This window comes from Azospirillum mesophilum (genome assembly GCF_053470405.2).
This window is the reverse complement of sequence record NZ_JBPXMQ020000020.1, coordinates 41,503-59,255: the sequence shown is the minus strand read 5'-3', so window position 1 is coordinate 59,255 and position 17,753 is coordinate 41,503. Positions and strand designations below refer to the sequence as shown.

Genomic DNA, 17,753 nt, shown 5'->3' with positions numbered 1-17,753 from the left:
GCTAACCCTTTGCCGCGGAGGCGGCGGCCTTCACGGCCTCCACGATGTTCACATAGGCGCCGCAGCGGCAGAGATTGCCGCTCATGCGCTCGCGGATCGTGTCGTCGGTGAGCGGGATGCCCTCGTTCAGCAGCCCCACCGCCGCCATGATCTGGCCCGGCGTGCAGTAGCCGCACTGGAAGGCGTCATGCTCGATGAAGGCTTCCTGCACCGGGTGCAACTGGCCGTCCCGCTCCAGCCCCTCGACGGTGGTGATGGCGCGGCCCTGCTGGGCGACGGCCAGCGTCAGGCAGGACACGATGGGCTTGCCGTCCGCCAGCACCGTGCAGGCCCCGCACTGGCCGAGGTCGCAGCCCTTCTTCGTTCCCGTCAGGTTCAGATGGTCGCGCAGCGCGTTCAGCAGCGTGGTGCGCACGTCGAGGTGCAGCCGGTGCCGCGTTCCGTTGATGTCGAGCACCACATCGGCGGTCATCGCGGCGGTGAGTGCCGGTTCGGGCATGGAAACTCCTGTCGGGCCGGGGCAACCCCTTGCCAACAGCGGGCGCCTCGACGGGTTCCGAAACGGGGTTTCGCGGGTGCGAGATGGGGGGCCGTGGGTTGGGTTAAGCGTCAGCGCAACCCAACAGCCGTCGCCATGCGGACGATGTTGGGTTGCGGCTGCGCCTTAACCCAACCTACGCACTACGCACCGAGGAGAGCCTTGGCGTGGTGGCGCAGGTGGTCGTCGATGAAGCTGGCGATAAAGAAGTAGCTGTGGTCGTAGCCCGGCTGCAGGCGCAGCGTGAGGGGATAGCCGGCGGCCTCCGCCGCCTTGCGCAGGGACTCCGGCTTCAACTGGGTTTCCAGGAAGCCGTCGGCGTCGCCCTGGTCCACGAGGATCGGCAGGCGTTCCGTGGCGCGGGCGATCAGGGCGCAGCTGTCCCACTCCAGCCACGTCGCGTAGTCGGAGCCGAAGAAGCGCTCGAACGCCTTTTCGCCCCAGGGGACGCTGGCCGGGTTGCCGATGGGCGCGAAGGCCGACACCGACCGGTAGCGGCCGGGGTTGCGCAACGCGCAGGTGATCGCTCCGTGCCCGCCCATGGAATGGCCGGAGACGGAGCGCCGGTCGGTCACCGGCAGTTCGGCTTCCACCAGCGCCGGCAATTCATGCACCACATAGTCGTGCATGCGGTAGTGCTTCGCCCACGGCTCCCGCGTCGCGTTGAGGTAGAAGCCGGCGCCGAGCCCGAAGTCCCAGGCACCGTCCGGGTCGCCCGGCACGTCGGGGCCGCGTGGGCTGGTGTCCGGCGCGACGATGGCGATGCCCAGTTCCGCCGCCGTCCGCATGGCGCCGGCCTTCTGCATGAAGTTCTCGTCCGTGCAGGTCAGGCCGGACAGCCAGTAGAGCACCGGCACTTTCTGTTGTTCTTTTCCAGGGCCGGCCTCCACCTGCGGCGGCAGGTAGACGGCGAAGACCATGTCGCACTCCAGCACCGACGAGCGGTGCCGGAAGCGCTTGTGCCAACCGCCGAAACAGCGGTTGGCGGCGATCTGCGTCAGCGCCATCAGGCCCTCACTTCTGGCCGTAGAGGATGACGGAGCGGATGCTTTTGCCCTCGTGCATCAGGTCGAAGGCATGGTTGATGTCCTCCAGCCCCATGGTGTGGGTGATGAAGGTGTCCAGTTCGAACTCGCCCTTCAGGTAGCTTTCCACATAGCCCGGCAGCTCCGACCGGCCGCGCACGCCGCCGAAGGCCGACCCGCGCCAGACGCGCCCGGTGACCAGCTGGAAGGGGCGGGTGCTGATCTCCTCGCCGGCGCCGGCCACGCCGATGATGACCGACTCGCCCCAGCCCTTGTGGCAGCATTCCAGCGCCGCGCGCATCACCTTCACGTTGCCGATGCACTCGAAGCTGTAGTCGACGCCGCCGTCGGTCATCTCGACCAGCACGTCCTGGATGGGGCGGTCGTAGTCCTTGGGGTTGATGACGTCGGTGGCGCCCAGCTGCTTGGCGATCTCGAACTTGTCGGGGTTGATGTCGATGCCGATGATGCGGGACGCCTTGGCCATCACCGCGCCGATGATCGCCGACAGGCCGATGCCGCCCAGCCCGAAGATGGCGACGGTGGAGCCCGGCTCGACCTTCGCGGTGTTGCGCACGGCGCCCATGCCGGTGGTCACGCCGCAGCCCAGCAGGCAGACCTTCTCCAGCGGGGCTTCCTTGTTGATCTTCGCCAGCGCGATCTCCGGCAGCACCGTGTACTCGGAGAAGGTGGAGGTGCCCATGTAGTGGAAGACCGGCTTGCCCCTCACGGTGAAGCGGGTGGTGCCGTCGGGCATCAGGCCCTTGCCCTGGGTCGCGCGGATCGCCTGGCACAGGTTGGTCTTGCCGGACAGGCAGAATTTGCACTTGCCGCATTCCGGCGTGTAGAGCGGGATGACATGGTCGCCCACCTGGACGGAGGTGACGCCCGGTCCGACTTCCTCCACGATGCCGCCGCCCTCATGGCCCAGGATGGCCGGGAAGATGCCTTCCGGGTCGGCGCCGGACAGGGTGTAGGCGTCGGTGTGGCAGACGCCGGTGGCGACGATGCGCACCAGAACCTCGCCCTGCTTGGGGGCGGCGACCTCGACCTCTTCGATTTCCAGCGGCCGCTTCGCTTCCCAGGCCACCGCCGCGCGTGTCTTCACCATCCCACCGTCTCCATCGTTTCGTGTTGTTTCGTGCCACCGAAGGTGTCGCAGCGCGCGCCGATTGGCAACGCCGCATTGGCGGAACATCCCTGCCGCGCGGGCATTGACAAAGGGATGCGCGGTATATTGAGAGGATTTTGATGAACATCGATCTGTCCGCCGCTGCCGATCGGATCCAGTCCATGCTGCACGGCGCGGTCGCCCTGCTGCCGAACCTGATGATCGCGATTTTGGTTTTTCTGATCTTTCTGGTCGCGGCGCGGGTGGTGCGGTCCGTGGTGCTGCGGCTGATCGGCCGTCACGCCTCGCCGGGGCTGGAGCGGGTTCTGGGCCGGCTGGTCCAGGGGGCGGTGACCATCGTCGGGGCGTTTGTCGCCCTGACCATCGTCGTGCCGACGCTGACCGCCGGCAGTCTCGTCCAACTGCTCGGCATCAGCAGTGTGGCGGTCGGCTTCGCCTTCAAGGATGTGCTGCAGAACTTCCTGGCCGGGATCCTGATCCTGGTGACGCGCCCCTTCCGCATTGGCGACGAGATCGTCTTCGGCGGGTTCGAGGGCACGGTGGAGGACATTCAGACCCGCGCGACGGAGCTGCGCACCTACGACGGGCGGCGCGCGGTCATCCCGAATTCCAAGCTGTTCACCGACGCCGTGCTGGTCAACACCGCCTACAAGGGCCGGCGCTCCGAAGTGGACCTCGCCGTGGACATCGGGGCGGACCTGGACCGCGCCCGCCGCGCCATCCTCTCCACCGTGAGCACGGTGGACGGCGTGCTGCCCGACCCGGCGCCGGAGGTGCTGACCAGCTCCGTCACGCCGGAGAAGGCCGTGCTGCATATCCGCTGGTGGAGCCAGCCCTATCGTGGCGACGTGGTGCGCGTCCAGGACCGCGTGATGGCCGCTATCGACCGCGCGTTGAAGGAAAGCGGGATCGTGAAGCTGCCCAACGCGGCCTGATCCCGACAAGAACCTGATCCAAAAAGAATGGCCGCGCCCGGAGGCGCGGCCCAGTCGCGGGAGCAAAGGTGCTCAGCAGGAGGTCTGGCGCGGCGTCCGTTCGACCTCCAGCCCGAACAGCGGACGCAGGGCGGTGCCCAGATAGTTGCCGGCCAGCGCCGCGACGATCCACACCCAGCCGTGCAGGCTGCCGGACGCGATCCCGCTGAAGTAGGCGCCGATGTTGCAGCCGTAGGCGAGGCGGGAGCCGTAGCCGAGCAGCACGCCGCCCACCACCGCCGCGACCAGCGAGCGCAGCGGCAGCTTCCACACCGGGGCGAACTTCCCGGCCAGCCCGGCGGCGAGCAGCGCGCCCAGGATGATGCCGAAGTCCATCACGGAGGTGACGTCGGCCAGCACGCTGTCCTGCAACGACTTCGCCTGGGCCGGCGGCTGCCAGAAGGGCCAGGAGGCGACGTCCACGCCCAGCGCCGCCAGCCCCTTGCTTCCCCACAGTGCGAAGGCGGAGGTGATGCCCCACGGGCGGCCGGCGAGCGCCAGCGTGGCGAAGTTCAGCACGGCGAGCGCCAGGGCGCCCCAGACCAGCGGCCAGGGGCCGCGCAGGAAGCGCTGCACGCCTTCGGTGCGAGCGGGGGCGCCCTCGATCAGGCGACCGTGGCGGCGCTTCTCCAGCGCGACGGTGACCGCGTAGACGGCGGCGAAGACCGCGAGGTTGACGGCGAGCGCCACCGGCCAGCCCCAGGCGGCCACCAGCGACACCGGCGCGGCGGTCGGCTGCGCCTGCCACCAGGGCAGGTGATAGGCGCCGAGCACGGAGCCGACGACGAAGAAGAATAGCGTCACCAGCATGCGCGTGCTGCCGCCGCCGACGGTGTAGAGCGTGCCCGACGCGCAGCCGCCGCCCAGCTGCATGCCGACGCCGAACAGGAAGGCGCCGACCACCACGGACACGCCGACCGGCGACACCAGCCCCTTCACCGGCGTGCCGAACAGCGCTCCCGCCGCCAGAACCGGGAAGAACAGCGCGCAGGCCACCGCCAGCATGATCATCTGCGCCCGCAGCCCCGCCCCGCGCCGGTCCGCGATGAAGACGCGGAAGGCGGAGGTGAAGCCGAACAGCGCGTGGTAGAGCACGAGGCCCATCGCCCCGCCGATCAGGTACAGCGCCGCCTGGGTTCCGGAGACGGCGCCCCCGATCCACAGGCCGCCGCCGACCAGCGCCAGCAGCGCGGCCCCGACCACGCGCCAGTCGATGCCCGGCAGAAGCGTTGCCGGGCGCTCCGCCCGGCCGAGAGTCACGTCAGCCATCCCGCCACTCCAATTCACAAAAGCGAAATCGTAAAAAAGACGACCGCAACAAGGTCGGGAAGTAGATAACAGGCCGGCCTCCACGAGAAAGGCCGTTGCATGCATCGCTGTCCTGCGTCCGGCGAAGTGTGAAATAGGCGGAGGGACTCAGGCGCCGTCCGGAAAGGCCCGGCGCGCAACCCGCCCCAATGTCAGGCTCTGCACCACGATGGTGAAGGCCACCACGGCGTAGCAGGTCGCCAGCAGCAGGTCGCGGTGGGGGCTTTCGGGCAGGGACAGCACCAGCGCCACGGCGATGCCGCCGCGCACGCCGCCCCAGGTCAGCACCGCGACGGCCGGTCCCTTGTGCTCGTACCGCCAATGCGCCGCCGCGATGGGCAGCACGCTCGCCAGCCGCGCGCCCAGCGCCAGAACGGGGGCCGCCAGCGCCGCCAGCACGGTCGTCCCATTCCACGACAGCACCGCCGCCTCCAGCCCGACCAGCAGGAACAGCATGGCGTTCAGGATGGCGTCCACCATCGTCCAGAAGGCCTTCATGATGAAGCCCGCCCGCTTCGACGAGACGTGGCGCTCCGCCGTGTTGCCGATCAGCAGGCCCGCCACCACCACGGCGATCGGCCCGGACAGGCCGAGCCGCAGCGCGAGGCTGTAGGTCGCCGCCGCCAGCGCCAGGGAGATGGACAGTTCCACCTCCGCCTCCTCCGCGCGGCTTTTCGCCCAGAAGGCGGCGTAGCCGGTCGCCAGTCCCAGCAGGGTGCCGCCGCCGGCCTCGCGGGCGAGATCCAGCGCGACCTCCCCGGCGGTCAGGTCGGCCTTGGCCCCGGTGGCGAGGGCGAGGAGCATGGAGAACAGCACCACCCCCACGCCGTCATTGAACAGGCTCTCCCCCGCGATGGCGGCGCGCAGGCCGGTGGGCAGGGGGGAGCGCTCCAGCACAGCAAGCACGGCCACCGGATCGGTCGGCGCCAGCGCCGCCCCCAGCACGAGGCACCAGAGAAACGGCACGTCCTCCCCCAGCAGGCCGAAGACCAGCCACATCGCCGCGCCGAACAGGGCGGTGGAGATGACGACGGTCAGCGTCGCCAAGCCCGCCACGGTCCAGCGCCGCCGCCACAGCTCGCCGCTGTCCTGCTCCACGGCGCCAGCGTAGAGCAGGAAGGCCAGGGCGCCCTGAAGCAACGTCGCCGGCAGGTTGGCGGTGTCGAGCAACCGCTCCACCCAGCCATGGACGCCCAGGCCCGGCAGCAGCGATCCCGCCCCCATGGTGGCGAAGGCGAAGCCGAAGGCCAGGATGAACACGCCGATGGTGCCCGGCAGCCGCAGCCAGCGGTGGCTGATGAAGCCGAACAGCGCCGCCAGGGTCAGCAGGATCGACACCAGCTCGAACAAGCCCATGCGCACCGCCGGGGAGAAGGGTAGAGCCCGGCACGCCAACAGGGGCGGCGTGGCAAACTCTCGCTTCAGCCCTGCGCCAGGTCGACCAGGGCCGGGGCGAAGGCCGCGCGCCACGCCTCCGCGTGGTGGGCGTTGCCGTAGGCGGGGATCACCCGCTCCGTCCCCGTCGCCGCCACCAGCGCGCGGAGCTGGCGCAGGGTGGGGTGCACGTTCCAGCGCAGGAAATGGGCGCGGCCGGAGTCCACCAGCGTTCGCGATGGCGTTCCGGCGGCAAGATAGCCGGTGAAGACGATCTCTGGCCGGGCGCCGGTTGCCCACCTCTGGACCAGTTCGGCAGCGGTGCCGGAGGTGGCGTTCGGTCCGGCGGCGATGGTGACGGCCTGCGGATCGCCGGGCTCCCGCGCCACGTCCAGCAGATGGCGGAGCCGGTCGGCCGCGCCGGGCCGCAGGGCGGTGTCGGCCTGCTCCAGCAGCAGGGCGATCATGGCGCGGTGCGCCTCGTCGATGGCCGGGACGACCCCATGGTCCAGCGCCCACAGCGCCATCTCCGGCCCGCGCCCGTCCGCCGCTACGGGGAACAGGGCGCCGCCCGCGCGCAGCGTCGGCTCCAGTTCCGCCAGCCGCTCCGCTTGCGGGGTATCGTCCACCCCGTAGGAGGCATCGAGGATCAGCGTCCGGGCCGGGGGCGGCGGGTCGAAGGGGTAGAGGAGGGACTCGTCGGAATGGTCGCCCATGCAGAGCAGCCCTCCGGCAATGGGGAGGTGGATCCACACTCCGCCCGGCGCGTGGCCGGAACGGCCGGTTGTCACCGGCACGCCGCAGACCTCCGTGGTCCCGAAGGGCGGCAGCGGGCGCGCCTCCAGTTCCGGCGGCAACAGTTTCGCGGCAAGCGGCGTGGCGTGGACCGGCGGGTTGCCGAGGCGGGGGCGCAGGTGCAGGCCGCCCGCGTGGTCCTCATGGGTGTGGGTGATGAGGATGGCGTCCACCGGCCCGACGCCGTCCAGCGGCGGCACCTGTCCGACGTCCGGTCCCTCGCCCAGGTCGATCATCAGCCGGGCCCCGCCCACCTCCACCAGGAAGCAGGCCGGCCCCTTGTCCCCGACGCCGGACAGGGGGCGGAAACGGACGCCTTCATTCGGACCCGTCATTGCACCGTCACTTGACATCGTGCCCCCGTTCCGCACTGTGCGGATTCGTTTATCTCTCCCGTCCTTAGCGCAATTCACGATGCCCGACCAGCCGCCCGCCCTTCTGATCGACGCCGCCTCGCGGCACTACGCCGGGACGCCCGCGCCCGCCGTGGACGGCGTGACCCTGGCGGTCGAGAAGGGGGAGTTCCTGGCGCTGCTCGGCCCGTCGGGCTGCGGGAAAAGCACGCTGCTGCGCATGATCGCGGGGTTCGAACGGCTGGACGCCGGGCGCATCGCGGTCGGCGGGCGCACCCTGTCCGGCCCCGGCGCTCATGTGCCGCCGGAGGAGCGGCGCATCGGCCTCGTCTTCCAGTCCTACGCGCTGTGGCCGCACATGACGGTGGCCGGCAACGTCGCCTATCCGCTGGAAACCGCCCGCGTCCCGAAGGCGGAGCGGGAGCGGCGCGTCCTCGCCGCGCTGGAGACGGTGGGGCTGACCGGTTTCGGCGCGCGCCGCCCGGCGGAGCTGTCGGGCGGCCAGCGGCAGCGCGTGGCGCTGGCCCGCTGCCTCGTCATGAGCCCGGAACTGGTGTTGCTGGACGAGCCGCTCGCCAACCTCGACGTGCATCTGCGCGCGGCGATGGAGGAGGAGTTCGCCGACTTCCACGCCAAGACCGGCGCCACCATGGTCTACGTCACCCACGATCAGGCGGAGGCGATGGCTCTGGCGACGCGCATCGCCGTGCTCGACCACGGGCGCCTTGCCCAGGTGGCGGCGCCGCGCACGCTGTACCGGGAACCGGCGACGCCGATGGTGGCGGGCTTCGTGGGGCAGGGGGCGGTGGTGCCGGGCCTCGTGGCCGGTCCGGTCGCCGATGGCCGCGCCCGCGTCCGGCTGTTTGGCGCGGAGACGGTCCTGCGCTGCCAAGCCGGCCAGCGGGAAGGCGCCGCGCCGGTCTGCCTGCGGCCGGAGGACTTGCAGCCCGATCCGCAGGGGCCGATCGCCGCCACGGTGGTCCGCGCCGCCTACAAGGGCGGCTTCGTGCTGGTTGAGGCGGAACCGGCGGAGGCGCCTGGCACCCGCCTGATCCTGCGGGTCACCGGCGATGCCCAGGTCGCGCCGGGCGAGGCGCTGCGCCTGTCCGTCCGCGACGGCTGGGTGGTGCCCAACATGGAACCGGCTATCCCCGCCACGGAATGATGCCCGGGGGCAGGCGCCGGCCCAGCGCGCCCACGGCCAGCATGGCCGCCACGACCACGGCGATGGTGATGGTGCTGAGCGCCGCGGCCAATGTCGGGCTGCCGCCTTCCTCCAGCGCGTAGACGACCACGCCCAGCGTCTCCCGCCCCTGCGACCACAGCAGGATGGAGACGGTCAGCTCGTTGAAGGCGGTCAGGAAGACCAGCACCCCGCCGGCCGCCGCCGCGGGCGCCACCAGCGGCGCTACGATGGTGCGCAGGCGGCGCAGCCGTCCCGCCCCGCAGGCGCGCGCCGCTTCCTCCATCGCCGGGTTGAGCGCCGCGCAGGCGGCCTGGGCCGGGCGCAGGGCGAGCGACAGGAAGCGCGCCAGATAGGCCGCCAGGATGATCCCCAGTGTCCCGTAGAGGCTGACGCCCAGCATCGGCAACGGCTTCAGGAACACGAGGATGCAGCCGATGGCGAGCACCACGCCGGGCACCGCGTGCGGCAGTTCGACCAGAACGCCGACCAGACGGACCAGCCGCGCGCGCCCGGTTCCAGACTGGGACAGCGCGTGGGCCAGCGGAATCGCCGCCAGCGTCAGAAGCAGCGCCGCCGTGCCCGACAGCAGCAGGGAGTTGGCGAAGGCACGGCCCACCTGATCGAGGCCAAGGACGGTGGCGTAATGGGCCAGCGTTGCGGTGTCCGCGCCCAGCGGCAGGCCGTAGACGCGGATCACGCTCGTGGAGACCAGTGCCGCCAGCGGGGCCGCCAGAACCAGCGCCACCACGGCCCAGCACAGAGCCTCCACCCCGCGCCGCGCGCGGCCCAGCGGCAGCACCGCCGTGGGGGCCGATCCGCCCAGCACCCGCGCGTCGACGCGCGCCTGCAACGCCATCTGCGCGGCGATGCCGACGCAGGCGATGGCGCCGATCAGCACGGCCAGCACCGCGACCTCCGGCAGGACTGACGGGCCGAAGCCGGACAGGCGGCGGTAGATCAGCGTCGGCAGCACCGGGATGCCCGCCGGAATGCCCAGCAGCGCCGGAACCCCGAAATTGCCCAGCGCTGCCACGAAGGCCAGCGCCAGCCCGGCGGCCAGCCCCGGCAGGCTCAGCGGCAGGACGATGGTGCGCAGGACGCGCCCGCGCCGCGCGCCGGAGGCCTGCGCCGCCTCCACCAGATCGCGGGGCACGGCGCGCAGGGCGGCGCGGAGCGCCAGGAAGACGAGCGGCGCGTGCTCGATCCCCATCACCAGCATCATGCCGGCCGAGGAATAGACCGGGTTCGCCGAGCCGGGCGGCGGGGCGAGGCCCAGCGGCTTCAGCAGCGGGCTGCCGGAGCCGGCCAGATGGATCCAGGACAAGGCCACGATCTGCGGCGGGATCATCAGCGGCAGAATCAGGCAGAAGGACAGGGCGGTCTTGCCGCGCAGGTCGGTCAGCCCGGCCAGCAGCGCGAACGGCCCGCCGAGCAGCGCCGCGACCAGCGTCGCTCCGGCGGCGATGGCGACGCTGTTGCTGGTGGCCCGCCATGTCATCGGGGCGTTCAGCACGCGGGTCAGCGCCTTGGCATCGCCGGCCAGCATCGGCCCGGCGACTTCCCACACGAGCCGCAGCACCGGCATCAGGACGAGCAGGCCGACCAGCGCGAAGAGCAGCGGCGTCGGTGAAACGGGAAAAACGCCGGCGGTCCGGGCGGGCCGCCGGTCGTGGAGCGTGGTGACGGTCATGCTTTTGTCCGCTGGCCCTCAGCCGCCGAACAGGTCGGCGAAGTCCCTCTTGTTGGTCTCGTCGTCCTTCAACGCCTGGGCGGGATCATAGGGCAACAGCGTGATGGTGGCGGGGTCGGGAAAACCCTCCGGCGGCGCCACGCCGGGCAGGGCCGGCAGGAAACCCTGCTTGGCCGCCAGCTCCTGCCCGTCCTTGCTCAGCAGGAAGGCGACGAAGGCCTTGGCGGCGTCCGGGTTCTTGGTGGTGTTCAGGATGGCCACCGGCTCGGTCACGGCGCTGACGCCCTCCTTGGGGAAGACGAAGGCGACGGGCGCGCCCTTCAGCTGCTCGCGGATCGGCAGGTAATCGACGATGACGCCGTACAGCTTCTCGCCGCCGGCGACCGACTTCAGGATGCCTCCGTTGCCCTTGGCGGCGGTGGCGCCGTTGGCCTGCATCTTCTCGTACCAGCCCATGCCCAGCGCCGGCTGGTTCTTCATGGCGGCCATGTGGATGGCGGCGGCGCCGGAATAGAGCGGGCTGGGCATCACCGTGGTCCCCTTGGCTTCCGGCTTCAGCAGGTCGAGCCAGGAGGCGGGCTTCATCGGGGCCGCCGTGTTGTAGGCGATGCCGGTGGTGATGAGCTTGGTGCCGAACCAGGTGCCGTCCGGGTCGTGCGTGCCGGGGCGGTAGCCCTGGACCGGGGCGTCCGTGTAGGGCAGCAGGCGCTTTTCCGCCTTCAGCGATTCCATGGTCACGGCGTCGGCGATCAGCAGCAGGTCGGCCTGCGGGCCGCCGGCCGCGATCTCCGCGCGGAGCTTGTTCATCAGCTCGGTCGTGCCGCTGCGGATCCATTCCACCTCGACGCCAGGGTTCTTGGCCTTGAAGGCTTCCACCGTCTGCTTGGCGTCGGCCTCCAGCTGCGAGGTGTAGAGCACCAGCTTGCCCGACGCGGCCTGGGCCGGCAATGCCAGCAGCAGCGCCGTGGCGATGGCCGCCCCGACGGCGGTGAGTCTTGCCTTCATGTCTCCCGTCTCCCTCATTTTTTCTTCGGCGCCGGCCGCGTGTCGGCCACGCGCTTGTGGCGTCCGGCGGAGAGGCCAACTCTCTACGCCAGATCCGTTACAATCGCATGCCAGTCCTATCGCATGTTCTTAAAATCGCGCCAGCGCGACAAAGGTCAAAAGGGACAGGAGCCGCATCGTGACCAGCCGCCCGATCGTCGAAATCGAATATTGCCGCCAATGCCGCTGGATGCTCCGCGCCGCCTGGATGGCGCAGGAGCTTCTGACAACCTTCGAGGAGGAGTTGGGCGGGGTGACGCTCGTCCCCGGAACGGGGGGCGCCTTCGTCGTTCGCAGCGGGGAAGCGGTGATCTGGTCCCGCAAGGAGGAGGGCCGCTTCCCCGACATCACCGAACTGAAGCAACGGGTGCGCGACCATGTGGCACCCGACAAGCCGCTGGGGCACACGGACCGAAGCCGGCCTGCGTCCCCATAGGTGGCCTGCGGCATGCACGGACATTGCTTTTCAGGAAATGGCCGGACGTAAGGAAAGCCCTTCTCCCCTTGGGGGAGAAGGGTTGGGATGAGGGGTCGTTACCGCCGGAAGGCGGGAAGAAGATTTCCGGCCGGCGGAGCCGGCGCCACCCTCACCCCAACCCGTGAAGCCTACGGTCGCCCTTGGCGCCCTTCAGCTTCACCCCCTCAAGGGAGAGGGGCTTTTGCAAGTCGCACCAGCCACTTACCGTGCTTGTAAAACCTGTGCATACTGTAGCATAAGCGGCGCCTTACTGAACCGACTTAGCGTCCGACGCGGCGACGGTCTGCTTCGGCGCGGTGCGGAAGCCCTGCTCCAGCAGGTCGGCCACTTCCTTGTCGCGCTCCTTGGCGGTGGTGCCGCCCAGCACGACGGCGATCATGCGCTGGCCGTTGCGGTTGGCGCTGCCCGCGAGGTTGAAGCCGCTGAGGTTGACGAAGCCGGTCTTGATGCCGTCGTAGCCATCCACCTTGCCGAACAGGCGGTTGTGGCCGGGCACCACCGTGCCGTTCCAGTCGAAGCGCGTGCGGGAGAAATAGGCGTATTCGCGCGACGGCAGGCTGACGACGGCGCGGGACAGCTTCGCCATGTCGCGGGCGGTGGTCCGCTGTTCCCGGTTCGGCAGGCCGGAGGCGTTGCGGAAGCTGGTGTTGGTCATCCCCAGCGCCTGCGCCTTGGCGTTCATCATCTCCGCGAAATGCTGCTCGCTGTCGCCCAGCGCCTCCGCCAGCACGACGGCCACGTCGTTGGCCGACTTCACGGTCAGCGCCAGGATGGCGTCCTCGACCCGGATGGTGCCGCCGGGCACGACGCCCAGGCGCGAGGGCTTCTGATTGCAGGCGTTGCGCGACACCGGCAGTTCCTGGTCCAGGTGCAGCGTGCCCCGGTCCAGCGCCTCGAAGGTCAGCAGCAGCGTCATCATCTTGGTCAGCGACGCCGGATAGGTGGCGGTGTCCGCGTTCTCGGAATCGATCACCCGGCCGGATTGCGCGTCCATCAGCACATAGGCGTGGACCGGGCGGAAGCCCTGGGCCGCGCGGGCGGCGTGGGCAACCCTGTGCCGGCCGGCCGCGTGGCGCACGGCGGCGTGACGGCGGGCCTTTCCCGCCGTGGCCTTCGCCTTGGCTTTAACCTTCGCCGGCGCGTGGGCGGCGGTCTTGGCGGCCTTGGCGGCGGCCTCGACAGGGGTGAGCATGAAAGGGGATGCGACCGCGAGCGACAGGAGCAGCGGCACGACGAAACCGAACGGCGAACGCGGCATGGTGGCGACCAGATGGGAGGGTGGTCGCCTGCTGTAATCCGAAATAGGTTAACAAAAAATGTGTCGAACCTTCGGTGGCGTTTTATCATGGCCGACAGCTTCGGCGGGCATGGGGTGTTGTGTCGTCGATGCCACGCCTCTGTGCACAATGTGGCACAGATGCCTCAATCCCCGCGATGTCACTTGTGTGGCGCGGCGCCCGGCGGCAGATGTGTTACTCCGAATGTGCGCGCGCAGCGCCGTGGGCGCCCGATGACGGGTTTCCCGGCGATTGGGCCGCTCCGCTGGCTGTCCGTTCACCGCCTCCTGGGATGCTTTGACGATGCTGAACCCTTTCCGCACCTACGCTCGGCCCTCGCTGAGGGCGGGGGTGGCGATCTGCCTCCTCGCCGGACTGCTGGTGGGGCCGGGTCGTGCCGCGCAGGCGGCTGCGGCGCGCGACGTCATCGGATCCTGGATCACGCGGCTCGACCAGAAGGCCGGTGAGCTGGAAGCCGCCCCCCGCGTGAAGATGACCAAGGTCGGTTCCGGCTCCGTCCTGAAGAAGGGTGACGGCGGCCTGGTCGACACGGTCGTGCCGGGTCCGGTCCAGCCCTCCGATGCGCCGGCGGCTCCCGCCGCCGCGCCGGTTGCCGTCGCGGCACCCGCGCCGGCTCCCCTTCCTGCTCCCGCTCCGATCGCTGGCGCCGCTCCGGCGGCGGGCGAGCCGGGGGCCGCGCCGGCCGAGGCCGTGGCCGCGCTGCCGGCGCTGCCTCCGCCGCCGCCGCTCATCATGAAGGTGCGGGCGCGCAGCGCCGACCGCGTCGGCCGTCTGGCCACCCGGCTGATCGAACTGGGCTTCCTGACGCCGGAGCAGTGGACTGACAGCTTCGACGACGCCATCGAGATCGCGGTCCGCGCCTTCCAGATGTCCGAAGGGCTGATGCCCGACGGCAAGGTGGGCGAGGTGACGCGCCAAGCCCTGGACCGCACGCCGGCCCAGGCGGCCTCGCTGATGCGCAACGCCATGGCGTCGCTGCGCGTGTTCCAGCAGACGGTCCCGGACACGGTGCTGCTGGTCAACCTGCCGAGCCAGACCGTGACCTTCATCGACCGTGGCAAGCTGGCCTTCACCATGCGCGCCGTGGTCGGGCGTCCGTCCCGCCAGACGCCGCTGCTCCAGGACCGCGTGGTCAGCGTCACCATCAACCCGACCTGGACCGTCCCGCCGACCGTCCTTGCCGAGGATAAGCTGCCGAATCTGCGCAAGAAGGGCAATTCCGGCATCAAGGACGCCATCGTTTATCTGGATGGCAACGAGGTCGCGCCGGAGTCCGTCAACTGGTGGTCGGTCACGCCGGACCGCGTGCGCATCGTGCAGCGTCCGGGCGACGACAACGCGCTGGGCCGCTTCCGCTTCAACCTGACGAACGGCGAGAGCATTTTCCTGCACGGCACCAACGACCCGAAGCTGTTCGAGCGCGACCTGCGGGCCGCCAGTTCCGGCTGCGTGCGTCTGGCCGACGCGCGGATGGTGGCCGAGACGCTGCTGCGCGCGGTCAAGATGGACACCGCCGCCATCGACCGCCAGCTGGAAAGCGGGAAGACCAAGACCGTTTCCCTGCCGAACCCCGTTCCCGTCCGCTTCGTCTACTGGACCGCAACGGTGGAGGCTGAAGGCACCGTGCGCGTGCACCCCGGGATCTACGACGACGTTCCGACCACGCCGCAGGCCTCGTCCGCCGCGCCCTCATCGACGCCGCAATCCTCCACGCCGCCGGCTTCCGCGGGCACGGCCTCCACGCCCAAGCGGCTGGAGCCGCCCAAGTCGGACCGCCCGCTGCCGGCCGGCTCTCCCCAGGCCACCCCGGCCCAGCCCGCCCGCGCCCAATCGGCCAGCGCCCGTTCGGCCGAGACCCGCAGCAGCCGCGCTCCGGTCCTGCGCGCCGCCATGTAAATTGCTCGGGGCCTGTCCGGACGGATATGCCCCGAACGGTGGACCCGAAAGCCGGGCCGCGCGCCTCCATCTCTTCCCAAGCGGCCGAGTGATGGCCGCGGGGGAGATGCGCCATGCTCCTGACCGTCCTTCGGACAGGCCGGACCGTGCTTGCGGTGCCGGCTTTGTGCGTTGCCACGTTGGCCGCCGCGTCGTCTCCGGCGTGGGCCGGCGGTTGGCATCACGGTGGCACTTCCTTCGGCCTTAGCCTGTCGCTGCCGCTTGCCTTCGGGTATGGCTGGCCGGCGCCCTACTATTACCCGCCGCCGCCCGTCGTCTACGCGCCACCGCCGCAGGTCGCCACGCCGACCTCACCGACCTATCTGGCGCCCAGCGGGCGTTACTGCCGCGAATTCCAGATGCCCGGTGTCGTGAACGGACGCCGGGTCGACCTGCATGGAACCGCCTGCCTCGACCCGGACGGAAGCTGGCGGGTCGCGCGCTGAGCACTCCGCCATCCGGAATAGGGTTAATACCGTTGGGATATCCCCAGAATCTGTGGGTAACTCTGTGGGCGAATCCGGGGCAACCGGCACCCACATCGGATTCTCCAGGGGATCCGCCGCTTTGCCTAAAAAGTAGGCGCGCGCAAAATGGCGCAAATCCTCGCGTTTCCGCGGCCTTCCGAGTGTCCGGCGGGGCTTGGGAAACAGAAAAGCAACATGACCGGAGTCAAGCCTGACGTGCCATCCGGTGTGCATAACTCGCCTTGCCCCGGACCATTGGTCGCACCAACCGAGGGAGGGACCCAGAGGCGGTGCGAACCAGGGTCAGGCCACCAGACGGGACAGCAGGTCCATCAGCGTGTCGCGTTCCGCCGGCGACAGCCGTCCGGAAAATTCCTCCTCGGCCTTGGCAATGCGCGGGGAGGCCTTGGCGAACACCTCGTACCCGTGCGGGGCGAGGTTGACCAGATTGCGGCGGCGGTCGTGGGAATCGGGGCCTCGAACCACGAGGCCACGGGCGATCAGCCGCACCACGACGCCCTGCATGGTCGCGGGGTCCATGCCAATGCTGCGGCCGAGTTCGATCTGCGACATCGGTCCCAACTGGTGCAGCGCGCAAAGGGCCGCCCACTGGGGTGGTGTCAGGCTGAAAGGTGCCAGTGCTTCCGCCAGAAGGGATGTGGCCCGTTGATGGGCCCGGCGTACGCGGCTGTGAACAGGGTCGGCTTGAACGACGGGCTCTGCGGGGTTGCTATTCTTATCCTCCTGCATCGCCATGAACCGGTGGCCCTCGCGTCGGTTGAACACGCTATGGCCTATACCAGTCGAGTGTGTCTGCGTTGTTTCAGATCGGCCGCGGTGTGTTTCATTAGAAAAATATGCAACAGGAAAAACTACTGAATGTCGCAACGCCTGAACGGGGGTATCAGTCTGCCGCCAGATCACCCTGTGGGTGCTCCCGCTGCAGATCGATGAGTTGGACGAGCCGCCGCTCCACGGCCCACAGATACTCGCGGGCTTCAAGGTTGCGGCAGTCCCGGCTGTGCCGGCGCAACGCGGCCAGGGCCTGGAGTGCGGTAACCGGGGTCGTGGCGTCGCGTTTCGAAGGCATGGGATTCTCGCAAACACCGAGACTGCTCGTCGGATATTCGACACCAGGAATATTACAGGATTGAGAGCGGCGCGCCGAAAATTTCGCTCAAATCGCCATACCGGAGTATGGAGACGATGTCAGCCCCTTCATCAACGCACAGGGACGCACATCCTCCGAAGTGCGTATGCCCTCGGGGCTGGGGATCACCGGCAGTGGGGCGCCGTTCCCGCCCGGGCGTGGAGCGAGAGATGAAGTTTGGGCGACGGGGGCGCGGCGGACGGGTGATGCGGTTGACCGGTGCGATTGCGATGGTGGGCGCCCTGACCCTTCTGGTCGGCGTCGTCAGCTACGACCCGACGCCGACCCGCGTGGTCGTTGTGTCACTCTGCTGCGTTCTGGCGGGCTTCTTCCTGGGCCGGCACCGCTGATCCCCTCCGCCGCCATGCCGCGGCGGAGGGAAGCGCGCAGGCCCGACGTGTCACGTCTGGGCCGTCACTGCTAAGCCGTCACTGCTAAGCCGTCACTGCGGGTTGGTTCCTGCGGCGGGCGGTGCGGCGGTCGTGGGTGCGGCGGTCGTGGACGTCGTGGAATGCTTGGCAGCGGTGTTGGCGTGCGCGGTGCGGTAGGACTTCATCTCCGCCTGGGTCACCGTGCCGCTGTGGTCGGCGTCGATGCGGTTGAAGGAGGTTTCCTTCCGGCCAGCCGCCTTCCATTCCTGCAGGTCGACCACGCCGTCATGGTTCGTGTCCAGCGCCTGGAACCCGCCGCGCTTGGCGTGGTGCGTGCGCCCCGTCGTGGTCCCCGGGGCGGCGGTGCCCGTCGTCGCCGTCTGGTCGGTGACGCCGGGGCCGGAAGTGACGGCGCCGGACTGCGGGCTGGTGGTGGATCCGGTGGTGGCGGCGAAGGCGACCGGGCTGGCGAGCAGCATGACGGCAGCCAGGGTCGAGATGCGGGTGATCATCGTGGTTCGCTCCCTCACAGAACGATTTGGTGGTCGATTTGAGGCCGGTTCGCCCGGCATCGCTGAAACCAACAGCCGCCGGTCGCCCCCTCTTCCATGAATTCCCGTTCATGGAGGGTGCCC

18 protein-coding genes are annotated in these 17,753 nt (G+C 69.8%); 6 read left to right on the top strand and 12 right to left on the bottom strand.

The window, feature by feature from the left end:
• Window position 1 precedes the first annotated feature (1 nt).
• The 3 genes from ACSVC7_RS19515 to ACSVC7_RS19505 all read right to left on the bottom strand — a co-directional run bounded on the left by ACSVC7_RS19515 (window position 2) and on the right by ACSVC7_RS19505 (window position 2,671).
• Window positions 2-499 (bottom strand): (2Fe-2S)-binding protein, encoded by a 498-nt coding sequence (locus ACSVC7_RS19515; protein WP_448205942.1) that lies wholly within the window; start codon window positions 497-499, stop codon window positions 2-4.
• Between the two features lie 182 nt (window positions 500-681).
• Window positions 682-1,545, bottom strand: a complete 864-nt coding sequence (gene fghA / locus ACSVC7_RS19510; RefSeq protein ID WP_448205943.1) for an S-formylglutathione hydrolase — start codon at window positions 1,543-1,545, stop codon at window positions 682-684.
• 7 nt (window positions 1,546-1,552) lie between these two features.
• The gene (locus tag ACSVC7_RS19505) at window positions 1,553-2,671 is read right to left on the bottom strand and encodes an S-(hydroxymethyl)glutathione dehydrogenase/class III alcohol dehydrogenase (RefSeq protein WP_448205993.1); all 1,119 of its coding nucleotides are present in this window, start codon (window positions 2,669-2,671) and stop codon (window positions 1,553-1,555) included.
• Window positions 2,672-2,814: 143 nt separating this feature from the next.
• On the opposite strand from ACSVC7_RS19505, the gene ACSVC7_RS19500 reads away from it, so the two are divergent.
• Complete coding sequence (locus ACSVC7_RS19500) at window positions 2,815-3,630, top strand: mechanosensitive ion channel family protein (RefSeq protein WP_448205944.1); 816 nt, start codon at window positions 2,815-2,817, stop codon at window positions 3,628-3,630.
• 72 nt (window positions 3,631-3,702) lie between these two features.
• Here ACSVC7_RS19500 and ACSVC7_RS19495 read toward each other — a convergent pair whose 3' ends face one another.
• From ACSVC7_RS19495 to ACSVC7_RS19485, 3 genes are all read right to left on the bottom strand, one after another.
• On the bottom strand, window positions 3,703-4,938 hold the full coding sequence (locus ACSVC7_RS19495; protein ID WP_448205945.1) for a YeeE/YedE family protein: 1,236 nt from the start codon (window positions 4,936-4,938) through the stop codon (window positions 3,703-3,705).
• A gap of 147 nt (window positions 4,939-5,085) precedes the next feature.
• The gene (locus ACSVC7_RS19490; RefSeq protein ID WP_448205946.1) at window positions 5,086-6,333 is read right to left on the bottom strand and encodes a cation:proton antiporter; all 1,248 of its coding nucleotides are present in this window, start codon (window positions 6,331-6,333) and stop codon (window positions 5,086-5,088) included.
• A gap of 65 nt (window positions 6,334-6,398) precedes the next feature.
• A complete protein-coding gene (locus ACSVC7_RS19485; RefSeq protein WP_448205947.1) occupies window positions 6,399-7,481 on the bottom strand; it encodes an MBL fold metallo-hydrolase in 1,083 nt (360 codons plus the stop codon).
• Window positions 7,482-7,560: 79 nt separating this feature from the next.
• Between ACSVC7_RS19485 and ACSVC7_RS19480 the strand changes: the two genes are divergently transcribed.
• Window positions 7,561-8,664 carry an ABC transporter ATP-binding protein gene (locus ACSVC7_RS19480; protein ID WP_448205948.1) on the top strand — a complete coding sequence of 368 codons (1,104 nt, stop codon included), beginning with the start codon at window positions 7,561-7,563 and terminating at the stop codon, window positions 8,662-8,664.
• Here ACSVC7_RS19480 and ACSVC7_RS19475 read toward each other — a convergent pair.
• Both ACSVC7_RS19475 and ACSVC7_RS19470 read right to left on the bottom strand, forming a co-directional pair.
• Window positions 8,645-10,375, bottom strand: a complete 1,731-nt coding sequence (locus ACSVC7_RS19475; RefSeq protein ID WP_448205949.1) for an ABC transporter permease — start codon at window positions 10,373-10,375, stop codon at window positions 8,645-8,647. The genes ACSVC7_RS19480 and ACSVC7_RS19475 overlap by 20 nt on opposite strands.
• 18 nt (window positions 10,376-10,393) lie before the next feature.
• Window positions 10,394-11,380, bottom strand: coding sequence for an ABC transporter substrate-binding protein (locus tag ACSVC7_RS19470; protein ID WP_448205950.1), 987 nt, complete (start codon window positions 11,378-11,380; stop codon window positions 10,394-10,396).
• A gap of 178 nt (window positions 11,381-11,558) precedes the next feature.
• On the opposite strand from ACSVC7_RS19470, the gene ACSVC7_RS19465 reads away from it, so the two are divergent.
• Window positions 11,559-11,855 carry an Rdx family protein gene (locus ACSVC7_RS19465; protein WP_448205951.1) on the top strand — a complete coding sequence of 99 codons (297 nt, stop codon included), beginning with the start codon at window positions 11,559-11,561 and terminating at the stop codon, window positions 11,853-11,855.
• 289 nt (window positions 11,856-12,144) lie between these two features.
• Here the strand turns inward: ACSVC7_RS19465 and ACSVC7_RS19460 are convergent, their stop codons facing one another.
• Window positions 12,145-13,155, bottom strand: a complete 1,011-nt coding sequence (locus tag ACSVC7_RS19460; protein ID WP_448205952.1) for a D-alanyl-D-alanine carboxypeptidase family protein — start codon at window positions 13,153-13,155, stop codon at window positions 12,145-12,147.
• 322 nt (window positions 13,156-13,477) lie between these two features.
• Between ACSVC7_RS19460 and ACSVC7_RS19455 the strand changes: the two genes are divergently transcribed.
• Window positions 13,478-15,091, top strand: coding sequence for a L,D-transpeptidase family protein (locus tag ACSVC7_RS19455; protein WP_448205953.1), 1,614 nt, complete (start codon window positions 13,478-13,480; stop codon window positions 15,089-15,091).
• A 113-nt stretch (window positions 15,092-15,204) separates the two neighbouring features.
• Entirely contained in the window at window positions 15,205-15,576 is a 372-nt protein-coding gene (locus tag ACSVC7_RS19450) for an RT0821/Lpp0805 family surface protein (RefSeq protein ID WP_448205954.1), read from the top strand.
• Window positions 15,577-15,900: 324 nt separating this feature from the next.
• Here ACSVC7_RS19450 and ACSVC7_RS19445 read toward each other — a convergent pair whose 3' ends face one another.
• On the bottom strand, window positions 15,901-16,347 hold the full coding sequence (locus ACSVC7_RS19445) for a MarR family winged helix-turn-helix transcriptional regulator (protein WP_483508552.1): 447 nt from the start codon (window positions 16,345-16,347) through the stop codon (window positions 15,901-15,903).
• A 154-nt stretch (window positions 16,348-16,501) separates the two neighbouring features.
• The gene (locus tag ACSVC7_RS19440) at window positions 16,502-16,687 is read right to left on the bottom strand and encodes a hypothetical protein (protein ID WP_448205956.1); all 186 of its coding nucleotides are present in this window, start codon (window positions 16,685-16,687) and stop codon (window positions 16,502-16,504) included.
• 272 nt (window positions 16,688-16,959) lie between these two features.
• On the opposite strand from ACSVC7_RS19440, the gene ACSVC7_RS19435 reads away from it, so the two are divergent.
• Window positions 16,960-17,097: a hypothetical protein gene (locus ACSVC7_RS19435; protein WP_448205957.1), complete on the top strand. Its 138-nt coding sequence runs from the start codon at window positions 16,960-16,962 to the stop codon at window positions 17,095-17,097.
• Between the two features lie 92 nt (window positions 17,098-17,189).
• On the opposite strand, the gene ACSVC7_RS19430 is transcribed toward ACSVC7_RS19435, so the two are convergent.
• Window positions 17,190-17,630, bottom strand: a complete 441-nt coding sequence (locus ACSVC7_RS19430) for an EF-hand domain-containing protein (RefSeq protein WP_448205958.1) — start codon at window positions 17,628-17,630, stop codon at window positions 17,190-17,192.
• Between the last annotated feature and the right edge of the window lie 123 nt (window positions 17,631-17,753).

Bases quoted from the DNA above. Each gene is read 5' to 3' on its own strand.
- ACSVC7_RS19475 (WP_448205949.1), bottom strand. From the start codon at position 10,375: ATGACCGTCACCACGCTCCACGACCGGCGGCCCGCCCGGACCGCCGGC.
- ACSVC7_RS19450 (WP_448205954.1), top strand. From the start codon at position 15,205: ATGCTCCTGACCGTCCTTCGGACAGGCCGGACCGTGCTTGCGGTGCCG.
- ACSVC7_RS19515 (WP_448205942.1), bottom strand. From the start codon at position 499: ATGCCCGAACCGGCACTCACCGCCGCGATGACCGCCGATGTGGTGCTC.
- ACSVC7_RS19460 (WP_448205952.1), bottom strand. From the start codon at position 13,155: ATGCCGCGTTCGCCGTTCGGTTTCGTCGTGCCGCTGCTCCTGTCGCTC.
- ACSVC7_RS19485 (WP_448205947.1), bottom strand. From the start codon at position 7,481: ATGACGGGTCCGAATGAAGGCGTCCGTTTCCGCCCCCTGTCCGGCGTC.
- fghA (WP_448205943.1), bottom strand. From the start codon at position 1,545: ATGGCGCTGACGCAGATCGCCGCCAACCGCTGTTTCGGCGGTTGGCAC.
- ACSVC7_RS19440 (WP_448205956.1), bottom strand. From the start codon at position 16,687: ATGCCTTCGAAACGCGACGCCACGACCCCGGTTACCGCACTCCAGGCC.
- ACSVC7_RS19500 (WP_448205944.1), top strand. From the start codon at position 2,815: ATGAACATCGATCTGTCCGCCGCTGCCGATCGGATCCAGTCCATGCTG.
- ACSVC7_RS19490 (WP_448205946.1), bottom strand. From the start codon at position 6,333: ATGGGCTTGTTCGAGCTGGTGTCGATCCTGCTGACCCTGGCGGCGCTG.
- ACSVC7_RS19455 (WP_448205953.1), top strand. From the start codon at position 13,478: ATGCTGAACCCTTTCCGCACCTACGCTCGGCCCTCGCTGAGGGCGGGG.
- ACSVC7_RS19445 (WP_483508552.1), bottom strand. From the start codon at position 16,347: ATGCAGGAGGATAAGAATAGCAACCCCGCAGAGCCCGTCGTTCAAGCC.
- ACSVC7_RS19470 (WP_448205950.1), bottom strand. From the start codon at position 11,380: ATGAAGGCAAGACTCACCGCCGTCGGGGCGGCCATCGCCACGGCGCTG.
- ACSVC7_RS19430 (WP_448205958.1), bottom strand. From the start codon at position 17,630: ATGATCACCCGCATCTCGACCCTGGCTGCCGTCATGCTGCTCGCCAGC.
- ACSVC7_RS19480 (WP_448205948.1), top strand. From the start codon at position 7,561: ATGCCCGACCAGCCGCCCGCCCTTCTGATCGACGCCGCCTCGCGGCAC.
- ACSVC7_RS19495 (WP_448205945.1), bottom strand. From the start codon at position 4,938: ATGGCTGACGTGACTCTCGGCCGGGCGGAGCGCCCGGCAACGCTTCTG.